Annotated in this window: 20 protein-coding genes; 13 read left to right on the forward strand and 7 right to left on the reverse strand. The window is 45.8% G+C overall.

Annotation, left to right across the window (positions count from 1 at the left end):
• The first annotated feature begins 55 nt into the window (after positions 1-55).
• The 3 genes from MIC7113_RS07495 (at position 56) to MIC7113_RS07505 (ending at position 2,789) form a co-directional block, all read left to right on the forward strand.
• Positions 56-1,429, forward strand: coding sequence for a nicotinate phosphoribosyltransferase (locus tag MIC7113_RS07495; RefSeq protein WP_015181573.1), 1,374 nt, complete (start codon positions 56-58; stop codon positions 1,427-1,429).
• 62 nt (positions 1,430-1,491) lie between these two features.
• Positions 1,492-2,082, forward strand: coding sequence for a nicotinate-nucleotide adenylyltransferase (locus tag MIC7113_RS07500; RefSeq protein WP_015181574.1), 591 nt, complete (start codon positions 1,492-1,494; stop codon positions 2,080-2,082).
• Positions 2,055-2,789, forward strand: coding sequence for an NUDIX hydrolase (locus MIC7113_RS07505; protein ID WP_015181575.1), 735 nt, complete (start codon positions 2,055-2,057; stop codon positions 2,787-2,789). Before MIC7113_RS07500 ends, MIC7113_RS07505 begins: the two co-directional genes overlap by 28 nt.
• 43 nt (positions 2,790-2,832) lie before the next feature.
• Here MIC7113_RS07505 and MIC7113_RS07510 read toward each other — a convergent pair whose 3' ends face one another.
• On the reverse strand, positions 2,833-3,057 hold the full coding sequence (locus MIC7113_RS07510) for a hypothetical protein (RefSeq protein ID WP_015181576.1): 225 nt from the start codon (positions 3,055-3,057) through the stop codon (positions 2,833-2,835).
• 67 nt (positions 3,058-3,124) lie between these two features.
• Positions 3,125-3,559, reverse strand: coding sequence for a lysozyme inhibitor LprI family protein (locus MIC7113_RS07515; protein WP_015181577.1), 435 nt, complete (start codon positions 3,557-3,559; stop codon positions 3,125-3,127).
• Between the two features lie 193 nt (positions 3,560-3,752).
• Between MIC7113_RS07515 and MIC7113_RS07520 the strand changes: the two genes are divergently transcribed.
• From MIC7113_RS07520 to MIC7113_RS07535, 4 genes are all read left to right on the forward strand, one after another.
• Positions 3,753-5,153, forward strand: a complete 1,401-nt coding sequence (locus MIC7113_RS07520) for a hypothetical protein (protein WP_015181578.1) — start codon at positions 3,753-3,755, stop codon at positions 5,151-5,153.
• 285 nt (positions 5,154-5,438) lie between these two features.
• Positions 5,439-7,304 (forward strand): NAD(P)H-quinone oxidoreductase subunit F, encoded by a 1,866-nt coding sequence (locus tag MIC7113_RS07525; RefSeq protein ID WP_015181579.1) that lies wholly within the window; start codon positions 5,439-5,441, stop codon positions 7,302-7,304.
• Positions 7,305-7,391: 87 nt separating this feature from the next.
• A complete protein-coding gene (locus tag MIC7113_RS07530; protein ID WP_015181580.1) occupies positions 7,392-8,909 on the forward strand; it encodes an NADH-quinone oxidoreductase subunit M in 1,518 nt (505 codons plus the stop codon).
• A 271-nt stretch (positions 8,910-9,180) separates the two neighbouring features.
• The gene (locus MIC7113_RS07535) at positions 9,181-10,521 is read left to right on the forward strand and encodes a CO2 hydration protein (protein WP_015181581.1); all 1,341 of its coding nucleotides are present in this window, start codon (positions 9,181-9,183) and stop codon (positions 10,519-10,521) included.
• A 545-nt stretch (positions 10,522-11,066) separates the two neighbouring features.
• On the opposite strand, the gene MIC7113_RS07540 is transcribed toward MIC7113_RS07535, so the two are convergent.
• The 3 genes from MIC7113_RS07540 to MIC7113_RS07550 all read right to left on the reverse strand — a co-directional run bounded on the left by MIC7113_RS07540 (position 11,067) and on the right by MIC7113_RS07550 (position 13,674).
• Positions 11,067-11,894: a Uma2 family endonuclease gene (locus MIC7113_RS07540; protein ID WP_015181582.1), complete on the reverse strand. Its 828-nt coding sequence runs from the start codon at positions 11,892-11,894 to the stop codon at positions 11,067-11,069.
• Between the two features lie 258 nt (positions 11,895-12,152).
• Positions 12,153-12,554: a fasciclin domain-containing protein gene (locus MIC7113_RS07545; protein ID WP_015181583.1), complete on the reverse strand. Its 402-nt coding sequence runs from the start codon at positions 12,552-12,554 to the stop codon at positions 12,153-12,155.
• Between the two features lie 166 nt (positions 12,555-12,720).
• Entirely contained in the window at positions 12,721-13,674 is a 954-nt protein-coding gene (locus MIC7113_RS07550) for an N-acetylglucosamine kinase (protein WP_015181584.1), read from the reverse strand.
• Positions 13,675-14,015: 341 nt separating this feature from the next.
• Between MIC7113_RS07550 and MIC7113_RS07555 the strand changes: the two genes are divergently transcribed.
• The 3 genes from MIC7113_RS07555 to MIC7113_RS07565 all read left to right on the forward strand — a co-directional run bounded on the left by MIC7113_RS07555 (position 14,016) and on the right by MIC7113_RS07565 (position 17,709).
• Positions 14,016-14,996, forward strand: a complete 981-nt coding sequence (locus MIC7113_RS07555; RefSeq protein WP_015181585.1) for a DUF6263 family protein — start codon at positions 14,016-14,018, stop codon at positions 14,994-14,996.
• 90 nt (positions 14,997-15,086) lie between these two features.
• Entirely contained in the window at positions 15,087-16,148 is a 1,062-nt protein-coding gene (locus MIC7113_RS07560; RefSeq protein WP_015181586.1) for an agenet domain-containing protein, read from the forward strand.
• 229 nt (positions 16,149-16,377) lie between these two features.
• Positions 16,378-17,709, forward strand: a complete 1,332-nt coding sequence (locus tag MIC7113_RS07565; RefSeq protein WP_015181587.1) for an IS1634 family transposase — start codon at positions 16,378-16,380, stop codon at positions 17,707-17,709.
• 280 nt (positions 17,710-17,989) lie between these two features.
• Here the strand turns inward: MIC7113_RS07565 and MIC7113_RS07570 are convergent, their stop codons facing one another.
• Both MIC7113_RS07570 and MIC7113_RS07575 read right to left on the reverse strand, forming a co-directional pair.
• Positions 17,990-18,754: a Uma2 family endonuclease gene (locus MIC7113_RS07570; protein WP_015181588.1), complete on the reverse strand. Its 765-nt coding sequence runs from the start codon at positions 18,752-18,754 to the stop codon at positions 17,990-17,992.
• A 78-nt stretch (positions 18,755-18,832) separates the two neighbouring features.
• Positions 18,833-19,237 carry a hypothetical protein gene (locus tag MIC7113_RS07575; protein ID WP_015181589.1) on the reverse strand — a complete coding sequence of 135 codons (405 nt, stop codon included), beginning with the start codon at positions 19,235-19,237 and terminating at the stop codon, positions 18,833-18,835.
• Between the two features lie 553 nt (positions 19,238-19,790).
• Between MIC7113_RS07575 and MIC7113_RS07585 the strand changes: the two genes are divergently transcribed.
• From MIC7113_RS07585 to MIC7113_RS07595, 3 genes are all read left to right on the forward strand, one after another.
• A complete protein-coding gene (locus MIC7113_RS07585) occupies positions 19,791-21,293 on the forward strand; it encodes an efflux RND transporter periplasmic adaptor subunit (RefSeq protein ID WP_015181590.1) in 1,503 nt (500 codons plus the stop codon).
• Positions 21,294-21,508: 215 nt separating this feature from the next.
• Positions 21,509-22,690, forward strand: a complete 1,182-nt coding sequence (locus tag MIC7113_RS07590) for an ABC transporter permease (RefSeq protein WP_015181591.1) — start codon at positions 21,509-21,511, stop codon at positions 22,688-22,690.
• A gap of 107 nt (positions 22,691-22,797) precedes the next feature.
• Complete coding sequence (locus tag MIC7113_RS07595; protein ID WP_015181592.1) at positions 22,798-24,768, forward strand: TolC family protein; 1,971 nt, start codon at positions 22,798-22,800, stop codon at positions 24,766-24,768.
• Positions 24,769-24,811 lie beyond the last annotated feature (43 nt).

The raw sequence follows: 24,811 nt of genomic DNA on the forward strand, positions 1-24,811 counted from the left end.
CAAACAACACTTGCCCACGAGGACTCTGCCTGCACCCAGACCATCTTCCTGAACTATGAACATTGAAGACCAGGAACTGATACTCGGCGCTGAAGATTACAGTCTGTTGACTGACCTTTACCAGCTCACGATGGCAGCTTGCTATACGGGCGAAGGTTTTTTTGCTCGACCCGCCTCCTTTGAGCTATTTGTGCGGCAGTTACCCAAAGGCTTTGGCTATCTGATTGCCATGGGGTTAGCACAGGCGCTGGCATACCTGGAAAAGTTTCGTTTCACTCACAGTCAGTTGGAGGCTTTGCAAGCCACAGGTATTTTTGCGGGAGTTCCGGAGCAATTCTGGTCAATCCTGGCGGATGGGCGTTTTACAGGCGATATCTGGGCGGTGCCAGAGGGAACAGCGATTTTTGCCTCAGAGCCATTGTTGCGGGTAGAGGCCCCCCTGTGGCAAGCGCAGATTGTGGAAACCTATCTGTTGAATACGATTAACTATCAGACTTTAGTGGCGACAAGAGCCGCACGGATACGAGATGTGGCGGGGCCAGAGGCGCAGTTACTGGAGTTTGGGACGAGGCGGGCGTTTAGCCCTCAAGGCTCTATATGGGCAGCGCGGGCGGCAATGGCGGCGGGGTTGGATGCAACCTCAAATGTGCTGGCGGCGCTGAAGTTAGGGCGAAAGCCGAGTGGGACAATGGCTCATGCCTTGGTGATGGCGATTTCTGCCATAGAAGGTAGTGAGCAAGATGCGTTTAGTGCGTTTTATCGCTATTTTCCCAATGCTGCCTTACTGATTGATACCTACGATACGATCGCAGCGGCCGAGAAGTTGGCACAACGGGAAAAGGCTGGAGAAATCCAAGTGGCGGGTGTGCGACTGGATTCTGGGGATTTAGTGACTTTGTCCCAAAAAGTGCGATCGCTCCTTCCCAATGCGACAATCTTTGCCAGTGGTGATTTGGATGAGTATGAAATTGCCAGACTCCAACAAGAAGGCGCTTGCATCGATGGCTATGGACTGGGAACGCGACTGGTTACCGGAACGCCTGTGAATGGAATCTATAAGCTGGTCGAAATTGATGGCATTGCCACCATGAAGGAATCGAATAACAAAGCCACTTATCCCGGACGCAAGCAAATCTATCGTCAAATCATCAAGGGTAAGCTGATCCAAGACCGATTAGCACTCTTTGGGGAAACACCTCTGGAAAATGAGCAGCCTTTGTTGCAACTGGTGATGAAACAAGGTGAACGGGTACAGCCACCAGAACCTTTAACAGAAATTTCCCAGCGTACCGCCGCCTCTGTGGCAACACTTTCTACCTCAATCCGCCAACTGGATGACCCAACTCCACTTGCCGTACAAATCTCAGATCACCTTTTGCAGCTAACTCAAGCGACTCAGCGAAGGCAGATTAGCCAGTTAACAAGCTAGCGAGTTATTTCCTCAATCTTCAACGTTCAACCTAAAAAACCATCAACCCTCAACCCTTTTTTATGGTTAACATTGCTTTATTCGGTACCAGTGCCGATCCACCAACTGCCGCTCATCAAGTCATTATCAACTGGTTATCTGATCACTATGACTATGTAGCGGTTTGGGCATCGGATAATCCCTTTAAGTCTCATCAGACACCGTTAGAACATCGATCGCAGATGTTACGGTTATTGATCGAGGGGATTGAACCGCCTCGACGCAACGTGACGCTACACCAAGCCTTAAGCAGTCCCAGAACCTTGGAAACGCTGGAAAAAGCCAGAGAACACTGGGGAGATCAAGTCAGCTTTAGCCTCGTGATTGGTGCTGACTTAATTAGCCAGATGCCGCGTTGGTATCAAATTGATCAATTGTTAAAACAAGTGGAATTGCTCGTGGTACCGCGTCCAGGTTATGAAATAGACGAGGTAGGTTTAGAGGAGTTGAGGAAACTTGGAGCAAAAGTGGCGATCGCAGACCTGAAAGCACCCGCCGTTTCCTCCACAGCGTATCGTGAGAATGGAGATACACAAGCTGTGACACCTCCCGTTGAGGACTATATTCATCGAGAACAATTGTACACATGCCAGGACGCGGCACCCAGAAGGTAAATAAAAAAGCACTAGCTGACTTTAAAGTTGGAGTTGATAATGTAATTTTTTCGGTCGATACTCAGCAAAATCGGCTACTTGTGCTGTTGGTGATGCGCCAAGATCAGCCATTCTTAGGTCAGTGGAGTTTGCCAGGGACATTAGTACGCAATGGAGAATCGTTAGAAGATGGTGCTCATCGAATTTTGGCTGAGAAAATTCGGGTGAATAATTTGTACTTGGAGCAACTCTACACCTTTGGCGGGCCAAGTCGTGACCCACGAGAATCCCCTTCTAGCTTTGGTGTGCGATACCTATCGGTTAGTTACTTTGCATTAGTGCGGTTTGAAGAAGCCGAATTAATCGCGGATGGCGTCAGTGGAATTGCTTGGTATCCCATTAAGCAGGTGCCAAAACTTGCCTTTGATCATAATGAAATTTTGGAGTATGGTTATCGCCGTTTACGCAATAAGTTAGAGTATAGTCCTGTTGCTTTTGATGTGTTGCCGGAAGTATTTACTTTAAGTGACCTTTATCAGCTTTATACGACTATTTTGGGAGAAAACTTTGCCGATTATTCTAATTTCCGCGCTCGTCTTTTGAAGCTGGGTTTTTTGTCGGATACAGGTCTTAAGGTATCACGAGGAGCTGGTCGTCCGGCGAGTTTGTATCGTTTTGATGCGGAGGCATTTGCACCTTTGAAGGATAAACCCTTGGTATTTATTTAAAGTCAGAGTAAGCAATGCGTCGAAAAGAGCGATCGCACTCCAGCTACTTTTTTGTATTCTGGCTTTGTGGAGTATCATCAGTAGGCGATTGAGCTGCCTGTTCTGGCAGAGGCGTCATAATCTCCAGCGTTCCCATATCATAAGCCAGTCGTGCTGCGCGATGTTCTCCCAACTCCTGCAAAATCGTTTCAAATTCTTGCCAACTGACATCTCGTAACAAAACTCGCTGTCCTGGTGGTACCGATAAACGCTGGAGTTCTAACAGCATTGTTCAAACCCATTCAATAGTTTTCGTTGAGTAATATCTAGATTTTTTGTACACTATTGTCTAATAATTACCGATTAGATAAATAATCTTGTAAATCTTTGGTGCGTTGTTTCGTCAATCGCTCTAAACATCCATTGCGGAAAATTTCATAACCTGTCCCACCCCGGTTGGGATAGACTTCAAAATTACAATTGTTATCGCGAAATCGAATCCATGCCTGTTGTGCCGTCGTCAATAACCCCTTCTGCTCACCTTTTATCGATGAAATAACTTTTTGATAAGCCTGATTCAGTTGTTTGTCTGCGGCTTGATAATACTGTTGAGAACAATACTTCATTTCGACTGTAGTTTGTGCGTTAGAACAGTCAACTCTTTGTGCGATCGCGAAGTTATTGGTGATAGGGGAATTCGCCGCTTGTGATACAGAAGGCGTGGAACTCGCCAAACTTAAGCAGAACGCGATTATCACCAACATAGATACATGAATCAATTTTTTATACATGGCTCTAATTGAATCCTTAGTATTTGAGCAATTATTTACTAGCATTACCTACCCTACTACATGACTGAGTGCTAATGACTCGCAGACCCTTGAGCCTAGAATTTCTCCGAAAGTGGAACAAATTACTCTAAAATAAGGTCATTTTAAAATCTCAGTAATATCTTCCCTCAGAGAGTAGACAGGGTTACGTCGAATGCAACTCCGTTTCTTAAGCCAGCTATCGCTGTTTCTCGTTATCCTCACTTTCCCTTACTTCCTGCCTGCCACCCCCAAAGTTATTCGGTGTACGTTTCTGGCTTGGAATGCCCAAGCGAGTGATTTTGGACGGGATGGTCGAAATGGCTCTGATGGGCAAACTGGACGACGGGGACGAGATGGTCAAAGTCAAACCATTTTTGCCAACGGTTCTCCGGTGAATTTGGATTTGTCCGGGGAGGATGGCTTGGATGGGGATGATGGCAGAGAGGGTGACGATGCCGACTGTGGTAGGCAGCCGCGAGATGTTGACCGTAACCTACGTGCGGCTGATGGCGGGAAAGGTGGCAATGGGGGTAATGGTGGGGATGGGGGTAATGGCGGTTCGTTGACAATTTATTACACCAATCCCGCCGACTTAAAACAAATCTTTGTGCGTGCGACAGGGGGTAGAGGAGCCAGAGGTGGTCGAAGGGCTGAGGGGGGTAGGGGTTGCAATTGTCGCGATCGCAACTGGGAAATCCAAACCTGTAAGGGGACTCCAGGAAGTCCTGACTATAGTTGCAAAACTCGTAAGTTCTCTTGCGAAGATGGTCGGGATGGTAGTAATGGCAGCGATGGGAAGGATGGGAGTGATGGCACTCTGGGTCGCATCACATTGATTCAGCGGAGTGAGACACTTGCGGCAGATAACCCAACAGTAACGGTGGGAATGGCTCAACTCAAAGACCAGGTTTTTCCACTGTCTAAAAATATATTCCAAACTCGCAAGGGTGCATCATCTGTTTTAGCACCCGGTTCGGTGATGGCGGATCAATACCTGGAGTTTGTAGAACGTGCGGAAAGTTCATTTCAGGTGGTCTGGAATGCCACGCGACCGATTACTGATTTTGCCAGGGAACAGGTAAAGGTGAGTCTGGAAGATGACAAACAGGTCAAGGTTTCTTTCCCGGAAGAGGTTTGGGTGGATGGTACAACCTCCCAGCAAGGTGGAACGACTCAGTTTATTGCCAGTAATGTCATCCTCAAAAAAGAAGCCACTCAGCTCAAACGAGCCGATTTTTCGGGGAGTGGGACAGACCTGAATTTTGCTGTAATCGACGCTGCCGGAAAGTCCGATCTGATTACGACTCAGTTTCGGATTAAGTATAAAGTATCCGAATCGGGCGATCGCTTTCGTGATCGCTTTGATTATCGCACCCGTTATGAAGGCGATATTCCAGCAGAATTGGTGACTCGTAGCAACAATCGCTTCGTGATCAATATCGGTAAATTGCCGATTTCCCCCCAGTACCTCAAATCGGGATTACCCGTGGAAATCGAATTAGTGGCAACTCGCTCTTTTGCGGGACGTTCTGCGGAGCAAAAAATTGAATGGCGGGGAGAAATCCGGCGCTGAGATGTTCCTAGAGGAGGATGCGATCTGAAAGAGTAAGTGAAATGCATACTATAGATAAAAATCAATAGTTGCTATTACTCTTTGCCTATATAAGCAGACGTTACGGTCATGATTATCAAATTCTTTAATTTAATCCTTTTTTTTTTGCCAATCCACTAGTACACTCAGTAACAAAGCTTAAAAAAAAATTAATCTAGCGCATTCATCAGTTCTGGTAGTAACAGAACTGGCTCACCATTGCTTTCACAGACGTGAGCATTTCTCCCTTCAAAACAGGTAAGCTCGATGGCTCAATTCTTCTTGGAAACGGCTTGGTTAATACCTTGCTATGCGTTGATGGGTTCGATTTTAGCGATACCTTGGTCTCCTAGCCTTATCCGTCGCACGGGACCTAGACCAGCAGGTTACATCAATGCATTAATGACCCTCGTCGCCTTCTTACACGGTTTAATTGCTTTATCGGCGACTTGGAATCAACCCGCACAAGAAATACTAATTCCTTGGCTTCAAGTGGTCGATCTCGATCTGACCATTCCCTTGGAATTTTCTTCGATTACCATTGGCGCGACTCTTGTCATTTCAGGAATAAACCTGCTGGCACAAATCTACGCTATTGGTTACATGGAAATGGATTGGGGTTGGGCACGCTTCTATTCGCTACTGGCATTATTTGAAGCTGGGATGTGTGCGCTTGTCCTCTGCAACTCGTTGTTTTTCAGCTACATTATTCTGGAAGTCCTCACCCTCGGAACTTACCTCTTAGTCGGGTTTTGGTTCAATCAGTCTTTAGTGGTTACAGGTGCTAGAGATGCATTCTTAACCAAGCGGGTGGGCGATTTATTTCTGCTGATGGGGGTTATTGCTCTCTATCCCTTGGCAGGAACCTGGAATTTTTCGGAACTCGCCGAATGGGCAAGTACGGCGAACGTAGACCCAAAAGTTGCGGCGCTATTAGGTTTGGCTTTAATTGCAGGACCGATGGGCAAATGTGCCCAGTTTCCTCTCCATCTGTGGCTGGATTTAGCAATGGAAGGACCAGTTCCCAGCACGATTTTGCGGAACGCAGTGGTTGTCTGCACCGGTGCTTGGGTACTCATTAAGCTTGAACCCATTATCGCGCTTTCTCCCTTGGCGGCATCAGCCACATTAATTATTGGTGCCGTGACAGCGTTGGGCGGTACGATGGTTGCGATCGCGCAAATTGACATCAAACGCACCCTTTCCTATCTGGTTAGCGCTTACATGGGTTTGGTGTTTATTGCCGTCGGCACTGGACAGAGCGAAACGGCCCTAACATTAATGTTGACCTACGCCGTATCAATGGCTCTGCTGGTCATGAGCATCGGTGGTATTGTCTGGAACAGCATCACCCAAGATGTTACTAAGTTAGGGGGGCTATGGGCTAAAAGACCAGCTTCGGCATTCTCCTACCTCGTCGGTGCTGCTGGCTTAGTGGCGGTACCTCCTCTAGGTGGTTTCTTTGCTCTATTGCAAGTAGGCGACCATCTTTCTAGCACTTACCCCTGGTTTCTGGGATTATTGCTACTGGTGAATGGTCTAGCGACCTTTAGCTTAACCCGTGTATTCGGCTTAGTGTTTGGCGGCAAACCCAAGCCAATGAGTGAGCGATCGCCCGAAGTTCACTGGCCGATGGCGTTACCCATGTTGCTCTTAATGGGCTTTACCCTCCACGTTCCGCTCATCCTCCTGCAATGGCAACTGATACCAGACTGGTCAACCTTGAATACAACGGTTGCTGGCCTGCTAGTTTTGTCTAGTGCAGTGGGTTGTACTCTTGGGTCATTCATTTATCTCAACAACGGCTTTGCCAAACCCGTGCGCTTTGGCAACAAATCCCTGCAAGACCTCTTTGCCTACGACTTTTACACCCAGAAGGTTTACCGCTTAACCATTGTATTTGTGGTTGACCTAGTCTCCAGAGCTATTTCCTGGGCTGACCGCTATATCGTTGACGGTGTGGTCAATTTAGTAGGGATATTAACCGTATTCAGCGGACAGAGCTTAAAGTACAACGTTTCCGGTCAGACCCAGTTTTATGCCCTAACGATTCTATTTGGAATAGTGTTGTTTGGAATTGTCGTGAGCTGGCCTTTGTTGGCTCGTCTGTCGCTGATCGTTAATGGCTTTTGAAACTCGTTTTGGTCATGAGTCATTAGTGAATCGTTAATGGCAACTACTAACTACTAACAGCTAACAACGAAAAACAAACAAGAATCTATGCTGAGTACCTTGATTTGGCTACCCTTATTAGGAGCTGCAATAATTGGGTTTTTCCCAGGAAATGCAGCGGGGACGCGGATACGTTCTATCGCAATTGCGATCGCCGCCGCTATCTTATTGGTTACGATTTGGCTTGGTTTTCAGTTTGATATAACCAATTCAGGAATGCAGTTTCAAGAATCTTTGCCCTGGATTCCCCAAATTGGCTTAACCTATAAACTGGGCGTTGATGGGTTATCCTTTCCCTTACTAGCTCTTAGCAATTTGCTGACATTAATCGTCATCTTTAGCGGTCGGATTGAGCTCGATCGTTCTCGCCTCAAATACGCTCTAATTCTGCTCGTTAATGCTGGTGTTGCCGGAGCGTTTCTCGCCCAGAATTTACTGCTGTTTCTCCTGTTCTACGAAGTAATCTTAATTCCCCTCTACCTATTAATTGCAATTTGGGGAGGTGAGAAGCGGGAATATGCAGCGATGAAGTTTCTCATCTATACAGCAGTATCCGGGATTCTGATTCTGGGTGCATTCTTGGGGATAACGTGGCTTTCCCACTCCACCAGTTTCGACTATGGCGCAATTAACACGCAAGGATTATCCTTAACGGTTCAGCTCATTCTCTTAACCGCGATTTTGGTGGGATTTGGGATCAAAATTCCACTGGTTCCCTTGCATACCTGGATGCCAGATGCTTATGTTGAAGCTTCTCCAGTGGTAGCGATTATTTTAGGTGGCATGGTTGCTAAGTTGGGAACTTATGGTTTGGTAAGGTTTGGCTTGCAGCTATTTCCCGAAACTTGGGCACTTGTGGCTCCGGGACTATCGATTATTGGCGTAATCAGCGTAATGTATGGGGCACTGAGTGCGATCTCGCAAAAAGACATCAAGCGCATGGTCGCTTATAGCTCCATCGGTCACATGGGCTATATCGTTGTCGCCGCTGCCGCACTTACGCCATTAAGCCTCTTGGGTGCTGTTTCCCAGATGGTGAGTCACGGTTTAATCCTGGCAATTTTGTTTTATTTGGTTGGTATTATCGAAGCCAAAGTTGGCACCCGCGACTTGGATGTTCTCAATGGTTTGATGAATCCCACGCGAGGTTTACCCTTAGTCAGCGCCCTCCTCATTTTAAGTGGAATGGCTAGCGCCGGAATTCCTGGTTTAGTGGGTTTTGTCGCTGAATTTATGGTGTTCCAAGGCAGTTATCTGGCTTTCCCTTGGCAAACGCTGTTGTGTATTTTTGCCTCTGGCTTAACTGCCGTTTACTTCGTGATTTTGCTAAACCGCACCTGCTTTGGCAAACTCGACAACAAAACATCGTACTATCCCAAAGTCCTGTTCCCTGAAAAAGCCCCTGCTTTCGTTTTAGCCGCCCTCATCTTGTTACTAGGAATACAACCGACTTGGTTAGTGCGCTGGATGGAGCCGACTACCACAGCAATTATTGCTGCGGCTTCAACTGGAAATAATCAGCAACTAGCGCTCAACTCTCAGCCAAACGTGGCAACAAACAAATAGCAAGTCTCGCAGGGAATTAATTCCCTGCGTCATAGCTAAAGTCCTCTTAAGAGGACTAAAAAGCAAAATTTAGGACTATCCAAAAAGTGGATTTGAGTTTTGAAACCACAGATATCCAGTGATTACTTAAAGAATTTTTCGGATGGGTTATTAGTCTACTAAAGTGGACTTGAGCTATGAGCCGAGAAATTAATTCCTCAGCTGGTGAAAGCGATAGGTGCAAGATTGGCAACCAGCAAAATCATCATTCTAAGCAAGAGAAATTAAGACCATGACTACAACTCTAGATAAATCTACGGCCAGTGAACCAACTAAACCTAAATTACCCCCTTCTAAGCACGAATTTGCTGATGTCATTCACCGCCTAGAAGCAGGTGGTGCCATGATACCGGATACGCCAGAGAATCTCATGCAAATTATCGGCATTTGGAAGGCGTATGCTGTACCGATGGATTTTTACTGGCGCGACTTGCTTTATATAGGGGAACGTGTCTTTTTAGATCCCCTTCCCTTCTTTAAATACTTCCTACCCAAAGAGTATTTAGAACTGCACAATCATTACGCTGGCGATGATGCAGACTTGCGAATTTGGCGGGGAGAAGCCACTGCTCATCCCGAACTTTTGGAGTTTATCGAGAAGGGTGAAACAGGCAAAATGCCCAAGTTGCTCCATCACTTGTGGCATGACCGGATTAATATGGAGTTCGCTGAAGCTTGTATGCGGGCGATGCTTTGGCATCGGAATATGTATGCGCCAGTGAATCAATTTGACCCCTACTTAGATTCGGAAGAATACAAAGCCAACGCAGATAGAGCAATTAAGGCTTACTTTAAGGGCAATCCAGTGATGCTGGGACTCCATAAGATGTTCCCAGAGATGTTTTTGGAGCAGTGCCGTCAGGCGTCTTATTACAGTAACTTAGGGCTATTCTGGGAAGTGATGGCTCCGGTTTTCTTTGAAGTTTCCGACCTTTATGATGAGGGGAAAATTACAACAGTTCCGGAGGCGATGAACTTTTTGGTAAATGGAATTTTTGCGATCGCCGGTCGTCCCATTTACCACCACGTCTACATCCGGGGTGAATGCTACGAAATTATCCCCAAATCGAAGGGCTTCACCTGGTTGTATGAAGCCGCACTTCCTTACGTTGAAGCTGTTTTTTATCGCACTGCACCATTTAGGGGAACGAAATCTTATAATGCTCAAGCTGGAGAAGTTCCGGACGATCAGAAAGACTTCCACTATGGGGTTCTCTACGCCGATAAATTCCCGGTTGGTACGGCGGGTATTCCTCCCACATTACTGATGCAGGATATGCTGCATTTCCTACCTCCTTATCTCAAGGAATTTTATGCCAAGCGTTGTCGGGATGAGGATGATATTTTAAATCAAATTGCGGTAACGTTCCAGCGATCGATGTACTGTGTTACCTCTGCGGTATTCCAAGCGTTGCGGACGGCGTTGCTTTATCCGTTAGATGACCCAAATCCGAAGCATTTGCAAGCCAATCGGGCGTTTTTTGAGGCGCAATTGGATCGGTTCTGTCGTCCGGAGTATGGGATGCGGAATGCGGCGCGTTTAGGGGCTATTCAGACGGCGGATTATCGGTAGGAAGATCCCCCCAACCCTCAATAACATCATATTCCCCCCTTGATAAGGGGGGTTAGGGGGTAAAGCGATCACATCTCAAACAAACAGAAAACCTTATTCCCGCAGACTGGAAGTCTGGGGCTATACAAACGAAGCCTGCCTCCGCAGGCTCTAAAACTTTTGTTTTCCCTAGGGATTGAGTGACTCTATCGGAGATAAGCCTTGATGGGGATTTTGAGCTACATTCAAAATAGTCTCTTGTGTCTTATTTTTGGTTTGAGTTTGACAAGATTCTAGGAGAGATTTATATAGATTTTTCACTTCCTGCTTCTGAGAAATATGATAAGGAAAATTGCGAATAGAATATCTTTGTGTCGAGGATGAAGGTGAATGCTTTCTAGAGGGGAAATACGGAATTATTTTGCTGCCTCAAAAAGTGTTTCCGTGATTATACGGTTGTTATCTCTGGCGAGAGGCGATCGCACTTTAAACTTCTGGCTGGTAGCAATTTCTGTTTGATGCTAGTGAAAGAGGGAGAAAAAGCGATCGCCCACAACTCCCAAATCTCAATTCAGCATTTCAGCATCAATTCCCAAAGCTTGAAGTTGTTCCGGAGTGAGCGATTTAAGCCGCTGTGCCAACTGCTGCCGCTTTTGCTGCTCTTGCTCTAACTGTTGCAAGGCTTGCTCTTTCTCCTGGCGCTCAATATCTACTTGCTCATGTCCCGTTAACAACAAATTTCCATCTAAGTCCCACCAACGCAACCAGAGTTGTTCTGGGTTATTCAAGAAGATTCCCCGCCACACTCCCAACTCTACTTGCATCGGAGTAATGGAATAGTGTCCCCGCTCATTGGGAGTCATCCTCTCATAGGAGGTATTAACCAAGTGATACATCTCCAGAGTGCCGTGGCTAACTATATAGATGCCATAGTAAGGAATTCGCATCACCCGCTCGTAGACCCAAAACTTACCCGGTTTTGTGACTTCTCCCATTTCAGAGCGAGATAACGGAGTTCTATCTCGTTCCTCACTGCCATCACCAGAGGCAAACTCTAAGGCAATGGTAGGTGTAATGTACTCTCGCCACAGCACATAGGAGCGGCGAATTACACCATCTAATCGAGGTGGCACATTCGGCACATAAAACCAGTCAGGTGCCTCTGCTCCTTTCTCCGGTGGTTCAGTCTCTCGCCAGTAAATACCGCAATCTTGTCCAATGCAATATTGTCCATCTGGATGCAGTCGTTGCAAGGTGGAATTGATTGAATCCGTCAGAATCAGGCTTTGGGGATGCTCCTGAAAATTTTTCACGAAACTACCATCGGATTCTGGCAACTGAGTATGGTCGGGGAATGGAGGTGGTAGAGCAATTTCATTTAGTATCTCAGTCATATCAGAGATGAATATTGCAGCAACTTACTACTACCATCTTGCCCAATCTACCAAGTTTAGGCTTGCAATCGCCTTGGCTTCAGCTATCTGGAGTACAGGGGATTTTTTAGTAAATCCCCTAGAACTTTTTCATCCGAGTATCACAAACTGGCGGAGAATTACTCTTTAGAAACTGGTAGCTGATAACTGATTTCCATCGCTTCGGTATGTCATTTTTGGACGGAACACGAAAAATTCTCTACTTAATCGAAGGTTCACCTATCCCATCAGAATTACTGTATCAATAACATGAATGACACCGTTATCAGCTTCGATATCTGCGGCTAGAACCGTGGCATTTTTTACCTCAAAACCATCAGAGGTATCAATCCTAATCGATGAACCTTCAACAGAGGTAACTGAATCCACTTTTTCCAAATCAGCTTTTGTTAACTTGCCAGAGACGACGTGATACTTCAAAATTCGAGTTAGCTGAGGAATGTTCTGCACGAGGGTTTGTATTGTTCCCGGTGGGAGTTTGGCAAAAGCATCGTCATTCGGTGCAAAGACAGTAAAAGGGCCGGGACTTTTCAGTGTCTCTACTAATCCAGCCGCTTTGACAGCGGTTACTAGAGTCTCGAAAGAACCCGCGCTAACCGCAATATCAACAATATCAGGCACTTATTTATCCTCAGTTAAAAATGGCTAAAAATCTAATTTATTATTTTACTGGTTAAGGCACACAGAAAGCTGTTTTTAGAGATTAATTTTATTGATAAGCTGATAAAGTTTTTGATAAATCTGAATAATTTCTCTTTTGCCCCGAATCCAATAATCATGTAAACTATTAGCAATTAGAGAGCGTTTCTAACGCTAACAAGCCAGCCCCATAGGCAGGTTCGTAACGAGGAGAAACTATCTTTACCCCAGGCTTGTGGGTGACAAAAGCTGCTTCAAATTGCTCACGCATTAAAGAAAAACCCTGCCATACACTTCCTGTTGTCACCACTTCAACAATGTCGGAAGGGCTAAAAAGGCTATCAACAACTACTTGTGTAGCTTTGACTAATTCTTTAACAGCCTCTTCAATAATACCAAGGGCAACCGCGTCTCCTGAGGTCGCTTCTTGAGCCACAATCGGTGCTAACGCCGCTATGTCTTTAACACTCCACCCTGGCTGATAGATGACATTGACTAACTCTTCTAAACTCGATAAACCGAGATGCTGTTTAAATCGCTCTTGAAGAGTGGTGGCAGCATCGCATCCATCATAAGCTTTCAGTGCCGATCGCAAACCCGAAATAGCAAGATGATAAGCGCCGCCAGCGTCTCCTAAAAGATGCCCCCAGCCTCCTACTCGCTTGGTACATCCGGTTGAATTTCGCCCAAAAATAATGGAACCGGTGCCTGCGATCGCAACTACTCCGACACAATGACCCAGTCCTCCCACTAAGGCAATCAACGCATCGTTCCCAATTACAATCGTTGAGGGTCGCAAAGCCCAAGTGATAGGAAGTGAGTCGCTCAACTGTAACTGTTGTACGAAAGTCTCAACGACTTGGATATCGGCGGGGCGATCGACACCGGCTACTCCCAAACAAATGGCTTCAACTGGGACAGCCTGGAAGCTAGCCGTTGCCTGAGTAATAGCCGATTCAATGGAACACAAAGCCGCTGACTTACCGACACTCTGATAATTAGACGCACCCGCTTCACCCCGTCCCAGCACTTGACCGGTATCGTTCATGAGGACACAAACTGTTTTGGTTCCTCCCCCATCAATGCCTAACACCAAGCTCATGGGACTTTACCCCTTTTACCCAGATTCTCCACCCTCAAGTGTCACACAAACTAGTGCAGCGTGGCAGAAATAACTATCCAGTTGAAAAAGGTTAAAAAGCTTACTGTACAAACTTTCTTGCCTTCTGCCTCCTGCCTTCTTGCACTAGTTTATGGAAATGGGGAACCCTTATAGTTTTTTCGGGAGTCTATCTATCTATCTTGAGTAGAGGACGCTCTGCGTCTTTACCTGAAAGCCAAGCTGACATAGGCTATTGCTAGCATAGAAACAGGCAAGGACAAATCTACAGAGAACGCATACAGCAAGGATTTGTTTAAGACAAAAAATTTTGGAGAGACTTGATGCAAAAATCATTGTTCGTTGGCTGTCTCGTTCTGCTTATGGCTGGATGCGCCCAAAAGCCTCCCTCTACAACCACCAGTGCTGAAAGTCCGTCCAAGAGTGCACAGCTTTCCCAGGAGTCCGCCAAAACCCCTGCCGCTGCACAAAGTAACGTCGAACTGATTAATGCCGGAACTGAACCTAAGCAGCAACTGCGTTTCACACCTGGGGCGAACACCAAGCAAACGCTACAAATGACTATGGATATGGACATGGCAATGTCTGTAGGAGGGCAAACTCAGCCAGCCTTTGATAGTCCACCCATTAAGATGACGATGGAGTCGGAAGTCACAAAAGTGGATGCTAACGGGGATATTCACACAGATTTTTCCTATTCGGATGCAGATGTTGTTGCGGCTAAGAATACCCCACCTGAACTGGTTAACGCGATGCGATCGCAAGTTAAAAAGCTGGTTGGCTTACGCGGTTCTATGATTGTCGATAACCAGGGAAACACGAAACAGGCAAACTTTAATACGCCTGAGACACTCGACCCCAACACGAAAAAAATGGTTGAGCAAATGGTGACTTCCCTCAAGCAACTTTCCTCACCCGTTCCCTCAGAAGCCGTTGGAGTGGGTGCCAAGTGGAAGATTCCGAACTCGGTTACGGCTAATGGCATGACGATGAATCAGAGTTCCACCTATGAGTTAGTTGATTTAAAGGATAATGTCGCCTCCTTGCAAGTGAGCATGGAACAGCAGGCAGGAGAACAAAAAATCAACCCACAAGGTTTACCTCCTGGTGCTTCTATTGACCTCAAATCCATGAATTCTCAAGGCAATGGGAAGCTCAAGTTGGCGTTGAATAAAGTCATGCCCGTTAGTTCCACCATGTCCATGCGTTCTAAGTCACAGATGAGTGTGAAAGACCCGAACAGTGAAAAATCCACAGCAATGGATATGAATGTATCGGTTGAGATGGCTCTCGAATCTAAGTGATGAGGATGCATTGAGTTTTAGGGTAGGGGTGCATGGCTGTGCGCCCTTACAGAAGTTTTCTCTTCAAAATACACCCTTTAAAATTAAACAGTGGAACACAATCAACAGGATTGGGAACCAGAGAAAACATGGATTTTTGCGGTAGGAATTCTCGAATGGGAATATGGAGAAACCTGGGCACCTTTCCCAGATGCGGTGGAAGGTCGGTTTGATGAAAAACTCGTCGATTTCTTCTATTCTAAGGGAGTTCCAGAGGAACAAATCGTTTACTTGCAAGATGGAGAGGCGACTTTAGATCAGATTCAAGAAAGCTTGACTGAACTGTTGTCGAATACCAACGAAGATGACTTATTTATTTTGTATTTTGCGGGTCACGGAGATTGGGATTCTGAATCAGGTGAACATTATTTTATCAATTACGATGCCAACCCCGACGACCGAGATAACTATTGGTCTATTCCTTCAATTTATGACGACATTGAGAGCAATTTCAATGGCTCTAAAGTGTTGCTTTTGGCGGATTGTTGCTTTTCTGGGGGGTTGATTGATGAACTGAAAAAGCGAGAGACAGACCTTGCTTATGCTTGTGTGACTTCAGCTTATTCTCATAACAGTTCAACGGGTGAGTGGACGTTCACAGAGGCTTTATACAAGGGTTTGTTGGGCGATCCAGTGGTTGATTTAGATGGCGATCATATCGTGACGCTCTATGATTTTGCTCGATATGCTGAATTGGAAATGGCTTTTATCGAGGAACAAAAATCGATGTTTCTCACCACCCATGATTTTGACCCGCAGATGCAGTTAGCCAGTGTGTCAGATGAGATTGAACCCATAGAGGGAAAGCGGGTAGAGGTTGAGTACGAAGAAGAATGGTATAAAGCGAAGACTCTGGAACGAAATAATGGTGAAACTTTAATTCAGTATCTTGGCTATGATCAGGAACAAGAATGGGTGGACGAGGAGCGAATTCGTCCCTACAAACCGGAAATGTTTGGCATTGGTGAAGCGGTAGAGGTGGAATATGGAGAAGAATGGTATTCTGCCACTGTAAAAAAGGCTTGGTATGGCCTCCACTGTGTCAGTTATGATGATTTTTCGGAAGAGTGGGATGAATGGGTAGGGAGCGATCGCATCCGAGAACCCCAATAGTTTTGCACAGCCAAGCTACCACTGCTGAAAAATGGAATATTTTCGGATTTTGTTAAAGCCCACATTCCGCCCTTTGACTGTCACAAGTAGATAATTTAGTGGAGGCAATCGAGGCAAACGCAACGTAAGTGGAGTTAAAGATAGCCTAGCCAGCTTTTTGGCCGAAACAGGATAATTGAACGGGAGTGGAAGGGCTAAGTCTTGGGGAGGGGGTGTGAAAGCAGCAGAAATGCAGGTAATGAACCTCGACCACTTGGGTCTGGTGGCAGGTATTATTGACGAAATCGGGCTGGTGGAACAAATAGACCTGCGGTTGGGGCAAGACAGCCGAGGAAAAGTCAGTGCAGGTCTTGTGGTCAAAGCAATGATTCTCAACGGACTGGGCTTTGTGTCAGCCCCACTGTACTTATTTAGTCGATTTTTTGAAGGGAAAGCTACAGAACACCTGATTGGAACCGGAGTCAAGCCAGAACATCTCAATGATGACCGCCTGGGACGAGTGCTTGATGAACTGTTCCTGGCAGGACTAACCCGTTGCTTCGTCAGCATTGCCATGAAAGCTATCGCCAAGTTTGGAGTGAGTATTGAGACAGCGCACTTAGACTCGACCTCATTTCATCTGCATGGCGAGTATGAAACAGCCAATGACGAAGTGGTAGTCACTCAAAAGACAGAAGATGGCACAAGAGTAGAAATTGAGGTAGCGCCGAAAGCGATTCACCTAACGTATGGATATTCTCGTGACCATAGAAGTGACCTCAAACAATTCGTGATGAATCTGATATGTGGTGGAGAGGGTGGTATACCGTTATTTTTAGAGATGGCAGATGGCAATCAAGACGACAAGACAAAGTTTGCCCATCTGTTTGAGGAGTTTCAGAAACAGTGGACTTTTGAGGGAATACACATAGCAGATAGTGCTTTGTACACTGCCGACAACCTCAAGCGGATGAAGCAGTTGAAATATCACACCCTAGAAGCAGTAGAAATCATTGAGCAAGACCATTACTCCCAACCGGGAAGACCAGCAAAGCAAACTCGACCCACTCACAAAACCTATCACATTCAAGCCACATTGGTAGTCAATGAAACTGTCCTAGAACAACAAAGACAGCAAGCGGGACGATTCATTCTCGCCACCAATGTCCTAGACAAGGAACAATTGAATAATGATGCAGTCCTGAGTGAGTACAAAGAGCAGCAGAGTACGGAACGGGGCTTTAGCTTTCTCAAAGACCCTCTGTTTTTTGCTGATAGTGTTTTCCTGAAAGACCCAGGTCGCATTGCTGCTGTAGGGATGGTTATGGGATTGTGTCTGTTGGTCTACAACTTGGGACAGGCAGCTTTACGTCAAGCCTTAGTTCAAGCTGATGAAAGCCTCCCTAATCAATTAAAAAAGCCGACTCAGCGTCCCACCCTCCGCTGGATATTTCAGTGTTTCCAAGCGGTGCATTTGTTAGTGATTGATGGGGTTGAGCAAATTGCCAATCTTACCGATGAACGCTTAAAGATTTTGCGCTTTTTCTCTCAAGCTTGCCGGGACTACTATCTATTGTGCTGAGTTCTTCAAGTCATTGAAATACTTCAACAATTATTTCAGCAAAGTGATGCGTAGACGAGCTTTTTAGTTAACGCATCAGGCTTTTCCTGATAGGAAACAGTTCACTTTATGTTGCCAGTTACTTGACTTTTTATTGCTACTTGCTGCTTTTTGAGAACAAGCACCCGAAAAAAGTTAGCATCTCTCATCTCTAGAACGTTTCACTCGATTGAACTGGCCTGTGTTAGCCTTCAGTTCCACACAATTATCCGCTTGTGACAGTCAAAGGGCGGAATGTGGGTTAAAGGGTATCTGGGTCGATATTCAACTCCCGTAGTTTCGCGGCTAATCGCTCAGCCCGTTGTGTTTCCTGTTCAGCCCGTTGTGTTTCCTGTTCAGCTCGTTGTGTTTCCTGTTCAGCTCGTTGTGTTGCCTGTTCAGCCCGTTGTATTTCTTGTTCGGCTACTTCTTCCGGTGTGGGAACTAGCTCACCTTCTGCGGTGAAAAAGCGTAATTGTCTTTGATGAATTCCCAAATATAACTGTAGTTGTTGACTCCACAACAATCCTTGAGAATTAGGTTCTAGCGATTGGTATTCACCATCTAATAAATGGAATCCCTCAAATTCTAAGCTGTCCGGGTCAAACCAAAAGTAATCCGGTGTGCGAAATGTATCTTGATATATTTGCTTTTTCAATCCTCTATCGGTGGCGGCTGTTGAAGAGGAGAGGATTTCTACAATAATATTGGGGTATTTCCCATCTTCATGCCAGACCACCCAGCTTTTACGGGGTTTGCGTTCAGTTCCTAGTACCACGAAAAAATCCGGCCCTCGGAAGTCTTCTGATTTGCGCTGACGTGGACTGTAATAGATGGTGAGATTACCAGCCGAAAAAAAGTCATTGCAATCGCGCCACCACCAATCCAGGCATTTGAGCAGCAGCAGCATTTGTTGTAAATGAAAATAACTTTCCAATTGCGGCTCGTCACTATATAAATCGCTAGGGGGAAAGATAACATCTTCGGGGATGTCTTGGGAGATTTCTAAGTCTTGGGTGAGGGACATGGCCGTTTCATTCAATTATTGCTGAATCTAGTTTAGTCAACGGTGGAAAGGGCGATCGCAGCAGCTAAATTAAATGCGTCACAGCTTATCATTACCTGTTGTTGATGGTGGAGTATCCCCTGAAGAGGACGTTTCAACTGTCAGATTACCTGCAATATTCGCCTGATTCTGGGGATTTCTACCACCTGGAGAGGGCATCCACCACGCCAGTATGGATGTTACACCGCCCCAATAGATTGCATCGTTTTTGCCATCCTTTGCACCTACAGCAAGCTGATTGATACAAAAACTTAAGACGATCGCACTAAAAGCCACCTGCACAACAAACCGAAATAAATCTGGATGTTGCACACAAAACAAGGCAAATGATCCGACTCTGGTGGTTGTAAACGTCGATGCGCCTAGTTTTACCTCAGGTATATTCGTCGATGATGGAACAGATGAACTAGCGGAATGGGGTGTGGAAGATGATGTACTGTCCATAGTCGTAACCCTCAACAAGATAATTTACAAAAGCTGATAGCAAACTGCACTGATTGCTCTCCCATAAAATCTGTGCCAAAGCCTATCCCTTAACCCCAGATGAAAACCATAGATTGAGAGCCGGAGGCGAATACTTCAATAGACCTATTGTCACCAATAGTCCGGTTCACAATCAAGTTAATTTTTGGCTCAAATTAACTACAACTGAAACGGCACTCTGGCTCCAATTAGGAGTCTTTTCACTCACTTGTCCCAACGAGTAAGCTTTTCAGGCTGATGGGTTTTCCGTTGGTATCTCATCCTATAAGCCACCCAATACCCAAACACATCTGGGGTGCTGCCATGACTTGTGCCTAATTTATGATCCATTTGTCTATGACTTTGGGTGGCTTGCCGAACCGAGTGGAAACGAATAGCATTTTGAAGTTGGTGCGTCACCCTGCCATATACAATGCAAAACACGGAAGGAAGACCATTTAACTTGCCAGCACTGTGTCCAAGACTTCCTCGAAACAGGCTGACCTTTACAGCAAATTGAGGGGATCAAGTGTTGATGATGGATCTTCGGCAAATCAAGCAATTCAAATCCGGCGTTCGGTTCGTCGCCTTATCCGGAGTGTTAGCTGTCGTTAGCACTGGGGGTTGGCTAATCTATAGTCAAACATTTAATCAAGCGGCTCAACCGCTTGCGGTGCGTTTGCTCACAGTCAAACGAGGCAATGTAGAACTCGTGATCAATGAGAGTGGTACTGTTGAACTGGGAGGTCAACAACAGCTAAAATCTCCTGGAGAAGTCACGGTGGATCGAGTCCTGGTTAAGGTTGGCGATCGCGTTCGTGTTGGTCAGAAACTGCTCGTCCTCCGCAATCCACAGCGACAAACAAACCTGGAAAACCAGCAGCTAGAGATTCGCAAACAACAACTCAAGCTCACCCGCAGCCGCCAGAAGGTGGAAGAGGCGAAAGAAAAGCTGGCAGCCGCCCAAAAGGAACTCAAAGAGCCGCTCAACCAACAATTTTTGATTCGTAAACAAGAACTCATCCTGGAACGCAGCCGCCAGAAGGTGGAAGAAGCCAAAGAAAAGTTAGCCACCGCTCAACAGAAACTTCAGCAATTAGAAATTCTGGATCAAAAAGGCTTCATTCCGGCTAATGAACTGCAAGAACAAAAAGAACAAATCCGCAATGCTGAGTTTGCCGTGCGGGATGCTCAAAGCGTTGTTAACGCAGAGATTCTCGAACTTCAGCGCCTGCAAGCCGAGAAACAACGTCCCTCTCAACTCCAAGACCAGGTGATCGAGGCGCAATCTGAATTGCAAGAAGCTCGCTCCTCCGTTAACACCGATAGCAGCGAACTCCAGCGCCTTCAAGTAGAGCGAGAGAGTATTCAGGAGCAACTACAAAATAATATTGTCACGGCTCCCATTGCGGGTAAGGTTTTGGATGTCCAAGCCAAGGATGGAGATGGAGTCAAACCCGGTGATGTGTTGTTGACTCTAGGCAACCCGGCACAAGAATTGGTGAACCTTCAGCTATCCACGCTGAACGCGACTAAAGTCCGAGTCAAACAAAAAGCCCGGATTAAGGTGATTGGACCCGATGCTAAATCTTATCAGGGACAAGTCAAGAGCTTGTATCCTCAAGCGATCGCACCAGACGACAACCCAGGCTCATCCCGAAGCCAATCAGCCCAAGCCAAAGTCCCTGCGATCGTTCAGCTTGACGAACCCACGGGTACTTTAATTCCAGGAAGCCAAGTCAGTGTTGAGATTATTCAAGAACAACGACAGAACGTATTAACGTTAGATCCATCTGCCATTGAACGTTCTGAATCAAAACCGTTTGTTTGGATTCGAGACGATTATGGTAAGGCTCAAAAACGACCGATCACGTTAGGGCTAGAAGGAGCAACTCATGTAGAAGTTAGATCCGGCTTACGTCCCGATGAACACGTCATACTGCCCCCACCTGAAACTCCCCTCAAACCGGGAATACCTGTTGTTCCTCAAACGAGTTTTCCTACTCCTAGTTCTAATATTAGTCCTGTTCAGTCCTAAAATGTTTTCCCTTTGTACACACCGTCATGAGGATTTTGCACTTGTGTATAACAATCCTAAACCATAAGGTAAGATTAGCTGTTTTTCAGGAACAACAGAGACACAGAAGGCGCTCCAGGAGAGAAAGGGAGTTGAATCAATGATAAATATAAATAATTATTTAGGACTGAAAATAGAACTTTGTAAAGTAAAAAAGATAATCTTCCCCATACCTCATGAGTCTCTCCTCCCTCGATCTTCTCGCCCTCACCTTTAATTCCCTGCGCGGCAACCCCTTGCGTTCTGCCTTAACTACTCTTGGAGTATTCATGGGTGTAGCGTCAGTCAGTGCCACACTTCAGGTTGGCACTATCAGTCGGGCAGTGATTGAAAAGGAATTGTCAAAGCGAGAAGCGCCTCATCTTACTGTTGGGCTGTGGAGAATTAAAGGTAGGGAGGCAAAACTAGAAGATATGGAATTTTTCCGACAACAACTCAAAGGTTTGCAATCCATCAGTGCGGTTAATTTCGTTTGGGAATTGGGGAGTCCAACCGTATTTCAGGGTCGAGAAGCAGAGCCAGATATTCTGGCAATTTCCCCAGACTATTTGCTGACTTCGGGGCGGCGAGTATTGGTCGGTCGCTCTTTTACAAAGGCTGATTTTGTTAACTATCGACCTGTTGTTCTGATTGATGAAATTTTAGCCCAACAACTGTTTCCAGACCAAGATCCCAGGGGTCAACTCATCTTCACCGGACAAAACCCATTTCTCGTGATTGGCGTGATAGAAACTAAACGTAATTCTGAGGAAGATGAACCAAAAGGTGGGTTATTGATGCCGATGTCAACCTACAGTTCTATCACGGGGAAACAGCGGATTAATTCTCTCTGGCTACGACCCCAAAACCTCAAAGATATGAAAAAAATAGAAGCTCAAGCTAAGGCCATCTTTGAGCAACAGTTTCCTGACTCGGATTTTTCTTCCTGGAATAATGTTGACGATATTCTCCAACAACGAGAAACCTTTGAACTCGCCACACGAGGACTCACGGCTGTGGGCATCATCTCATTGCTGATTGGTGGAGTAGGCATTGCTAATATTACGATCGCCGCCGTGATGGAACGTACCCCAGAAATTGGATTAAGACGAGCAATTGGGGCAACCCGGAGAGATATTTTACTGCAATTCATTCTAGAAGCCGCACTGTTAAGCCTAGTTGGAGGCATTGGCGCGATCGCTACTGTACATGGATTAACAGTAGTGGTGGCAAATACGTTCAAATTACCCTATACATTCAAGAGTAATATCGCCGTTTTATCCTTAAGTTCAGCCTTACTCGTCGGTGTGGGTGCTGGTTTTCTCCCTGCTATTCGCGCTAGCCAAATCGATCCGGTGAAAGCGCTACGGAGTGAATGAGCTTCATCAGATCTCGATGTTGGGATTCTGAAACGCAGCACTACTCAATGCAGCATCGCTTTGATGTAGGCTTGCCAATCAGATTCATCTACTGAAAGCACTGTCTTATGCCAAAATCCCTCAACCCAGCCTCTAAACGTCCCAACCCACGAGATTATCTGCCTTTTCCCCGCATCAGCATTTTTATTTCCACAGTCCTCGGTATGCTCATCGCCGTTGTCGGCACCGCTTGGACATTCACCCTCGCGTTTAAACCTCAGCCAGCACCCAAAGCTTCTGTCAACGACAAAATAGCCCTCAAATCACCCATCCTTGAGCCAACTTTGTCACAGCCTTTCACCCCTAGGCTGAAGCCAACCCATCCACCGATTGCTGAAGAAACACCAGCGCAGCATCCCGCCTCATACCCAGTTGCGTTCAAACCGCTAACCAGAACCTCACCCCCAACCCCTTCCTCATCCTCACTAAAGCTTCGGCTACAAGGAGAGGGGAGTCATTTAACTTGCCTCTTGGAATGCCACTGGGTATCAAATGCCGAGAACGCCCCTTTGGCAGTCTACCCATTTCTGAGCCAAGAGACGGGGTTGAACTCAGTTCAGATGTTACAAAACCTCCCCACCCAACACCAGGAAATCGCTCCCATTCAAACCCAGAAAACACAACAAACCCAGCCCATTGCTGACAACCCATTAACCGAAAATCAACCCAAACCTGTAGCGAAATCGCGTGCCATTAAACTCACTCTTTCGGATGTTGTCATTCTGGCTTTAGAGAACAATCGACCGATTAAAAATGCCTACCTCGAACGAATTGCCCAAAAACAAGAACTAGCTGTAGCAGAAGATAAATTTTCTCCTGATTTCACTCCTACCGTGTCCATATCTATTGCACAATTAGGCACAAATCGCAGGACAACCGATGCAGACTTAGGAATCGGGGCAACGGTTTCTGTAAAAGTTCCGACAGGAGGAGAGCTGAGTTTTCGTTGGGCAACCAATGGTCAGACGGTATCTCAAAATGGCCTGAATCTTGATATCAATGATGACCCTTTCAGTCAAAATCTACAGCTCAGTTTTAACCAACCTTTATTAAGGGGTTTTGGAGTGAACGTAAATAGAGCTTCGGTTGATATTGCTCGATTGACGGAACAGGTTAATATCTTGGATTTAAAATCTACCCTAAGTAACACGATTACAGAAGCCATCCTCGCTTATCGTGAATTAATTCGGGCACAGGAACAGCTAAAAATTGCTCAAATTTCCCTACAAAGAGCAGAAGAATCATTAGCTAATAACCGAATTTTAATTGAGTCCGGTAGACTCGCCCCCGTTGATATTGTTCAAAGTGAAACTGAGGTGGCGAGGAGACAAGTCAGTTTGATAGAAGCTGAAAACAACCTTGAAGCCGCTAGATTACGCCTAGTGAATATTGTTGATATTGAGCCAACGGCTGTCATTGTAGCTACTGACTCCTTGATTGCACCTGCCGTTTCTCTCAATTCAGACAATCTCAGGCAATTAGCGTTTGAAAATCAACCGGATTATTTGAAGGCACAGTTAGATTTAGAAAGAACTAAATTGGCCTTATTGCAAGCGGAGAATAACCGACTTTGGGATTTAAACCTGAATACCAGTTACGGTTATGCTTCTAACAACACCAGCGATGTCCGAATCGGATTAGGGTTGAGCCGTCAAATTGGTGATTTAACAGTAGAACGAGATTTTCAACGCCGTTTAGTCAACCAAATCCAAGCCGAAAATACTCTCACGGAGCAACGTGAGAGTTTAGATATTCAGTTAATAGATAGGATTAGAAATGTTAATCTGAGTTTCGCTCAGGTAGAACTGGCTAAAAAAGTCACAGAGTCCTCGGAAAAGCAACTAGAAATTGCACGAGAAAAACAAAGATTAGGGAGAGATATTACCGTTTTTGAGTTAATCCGACTTCAGGATGATTTAGTCCAAGCCAGAAATGTAGAACTTAATGCAATTATTAACTACCTTAATGCTTTAACCCGATTAGATCAGACTCTAGGCACAACCTTAGACACCTGGCAAGTAAAGATTGATAGACAATAAGGCATTAAGAGGCTGTGATAACCCGTCTAAATCCTTACTCATA

Source organism: Allocoleopsis franciscana PCC 7113 (assembly GCF_000317515.1).
GTDB lineage: Bacteria > Cyanobacteriota > Cyanobacteriia > Cyanobacteriales > Coleofasciculaceae > Allocoleopsis > Allocoleopsis franciscana.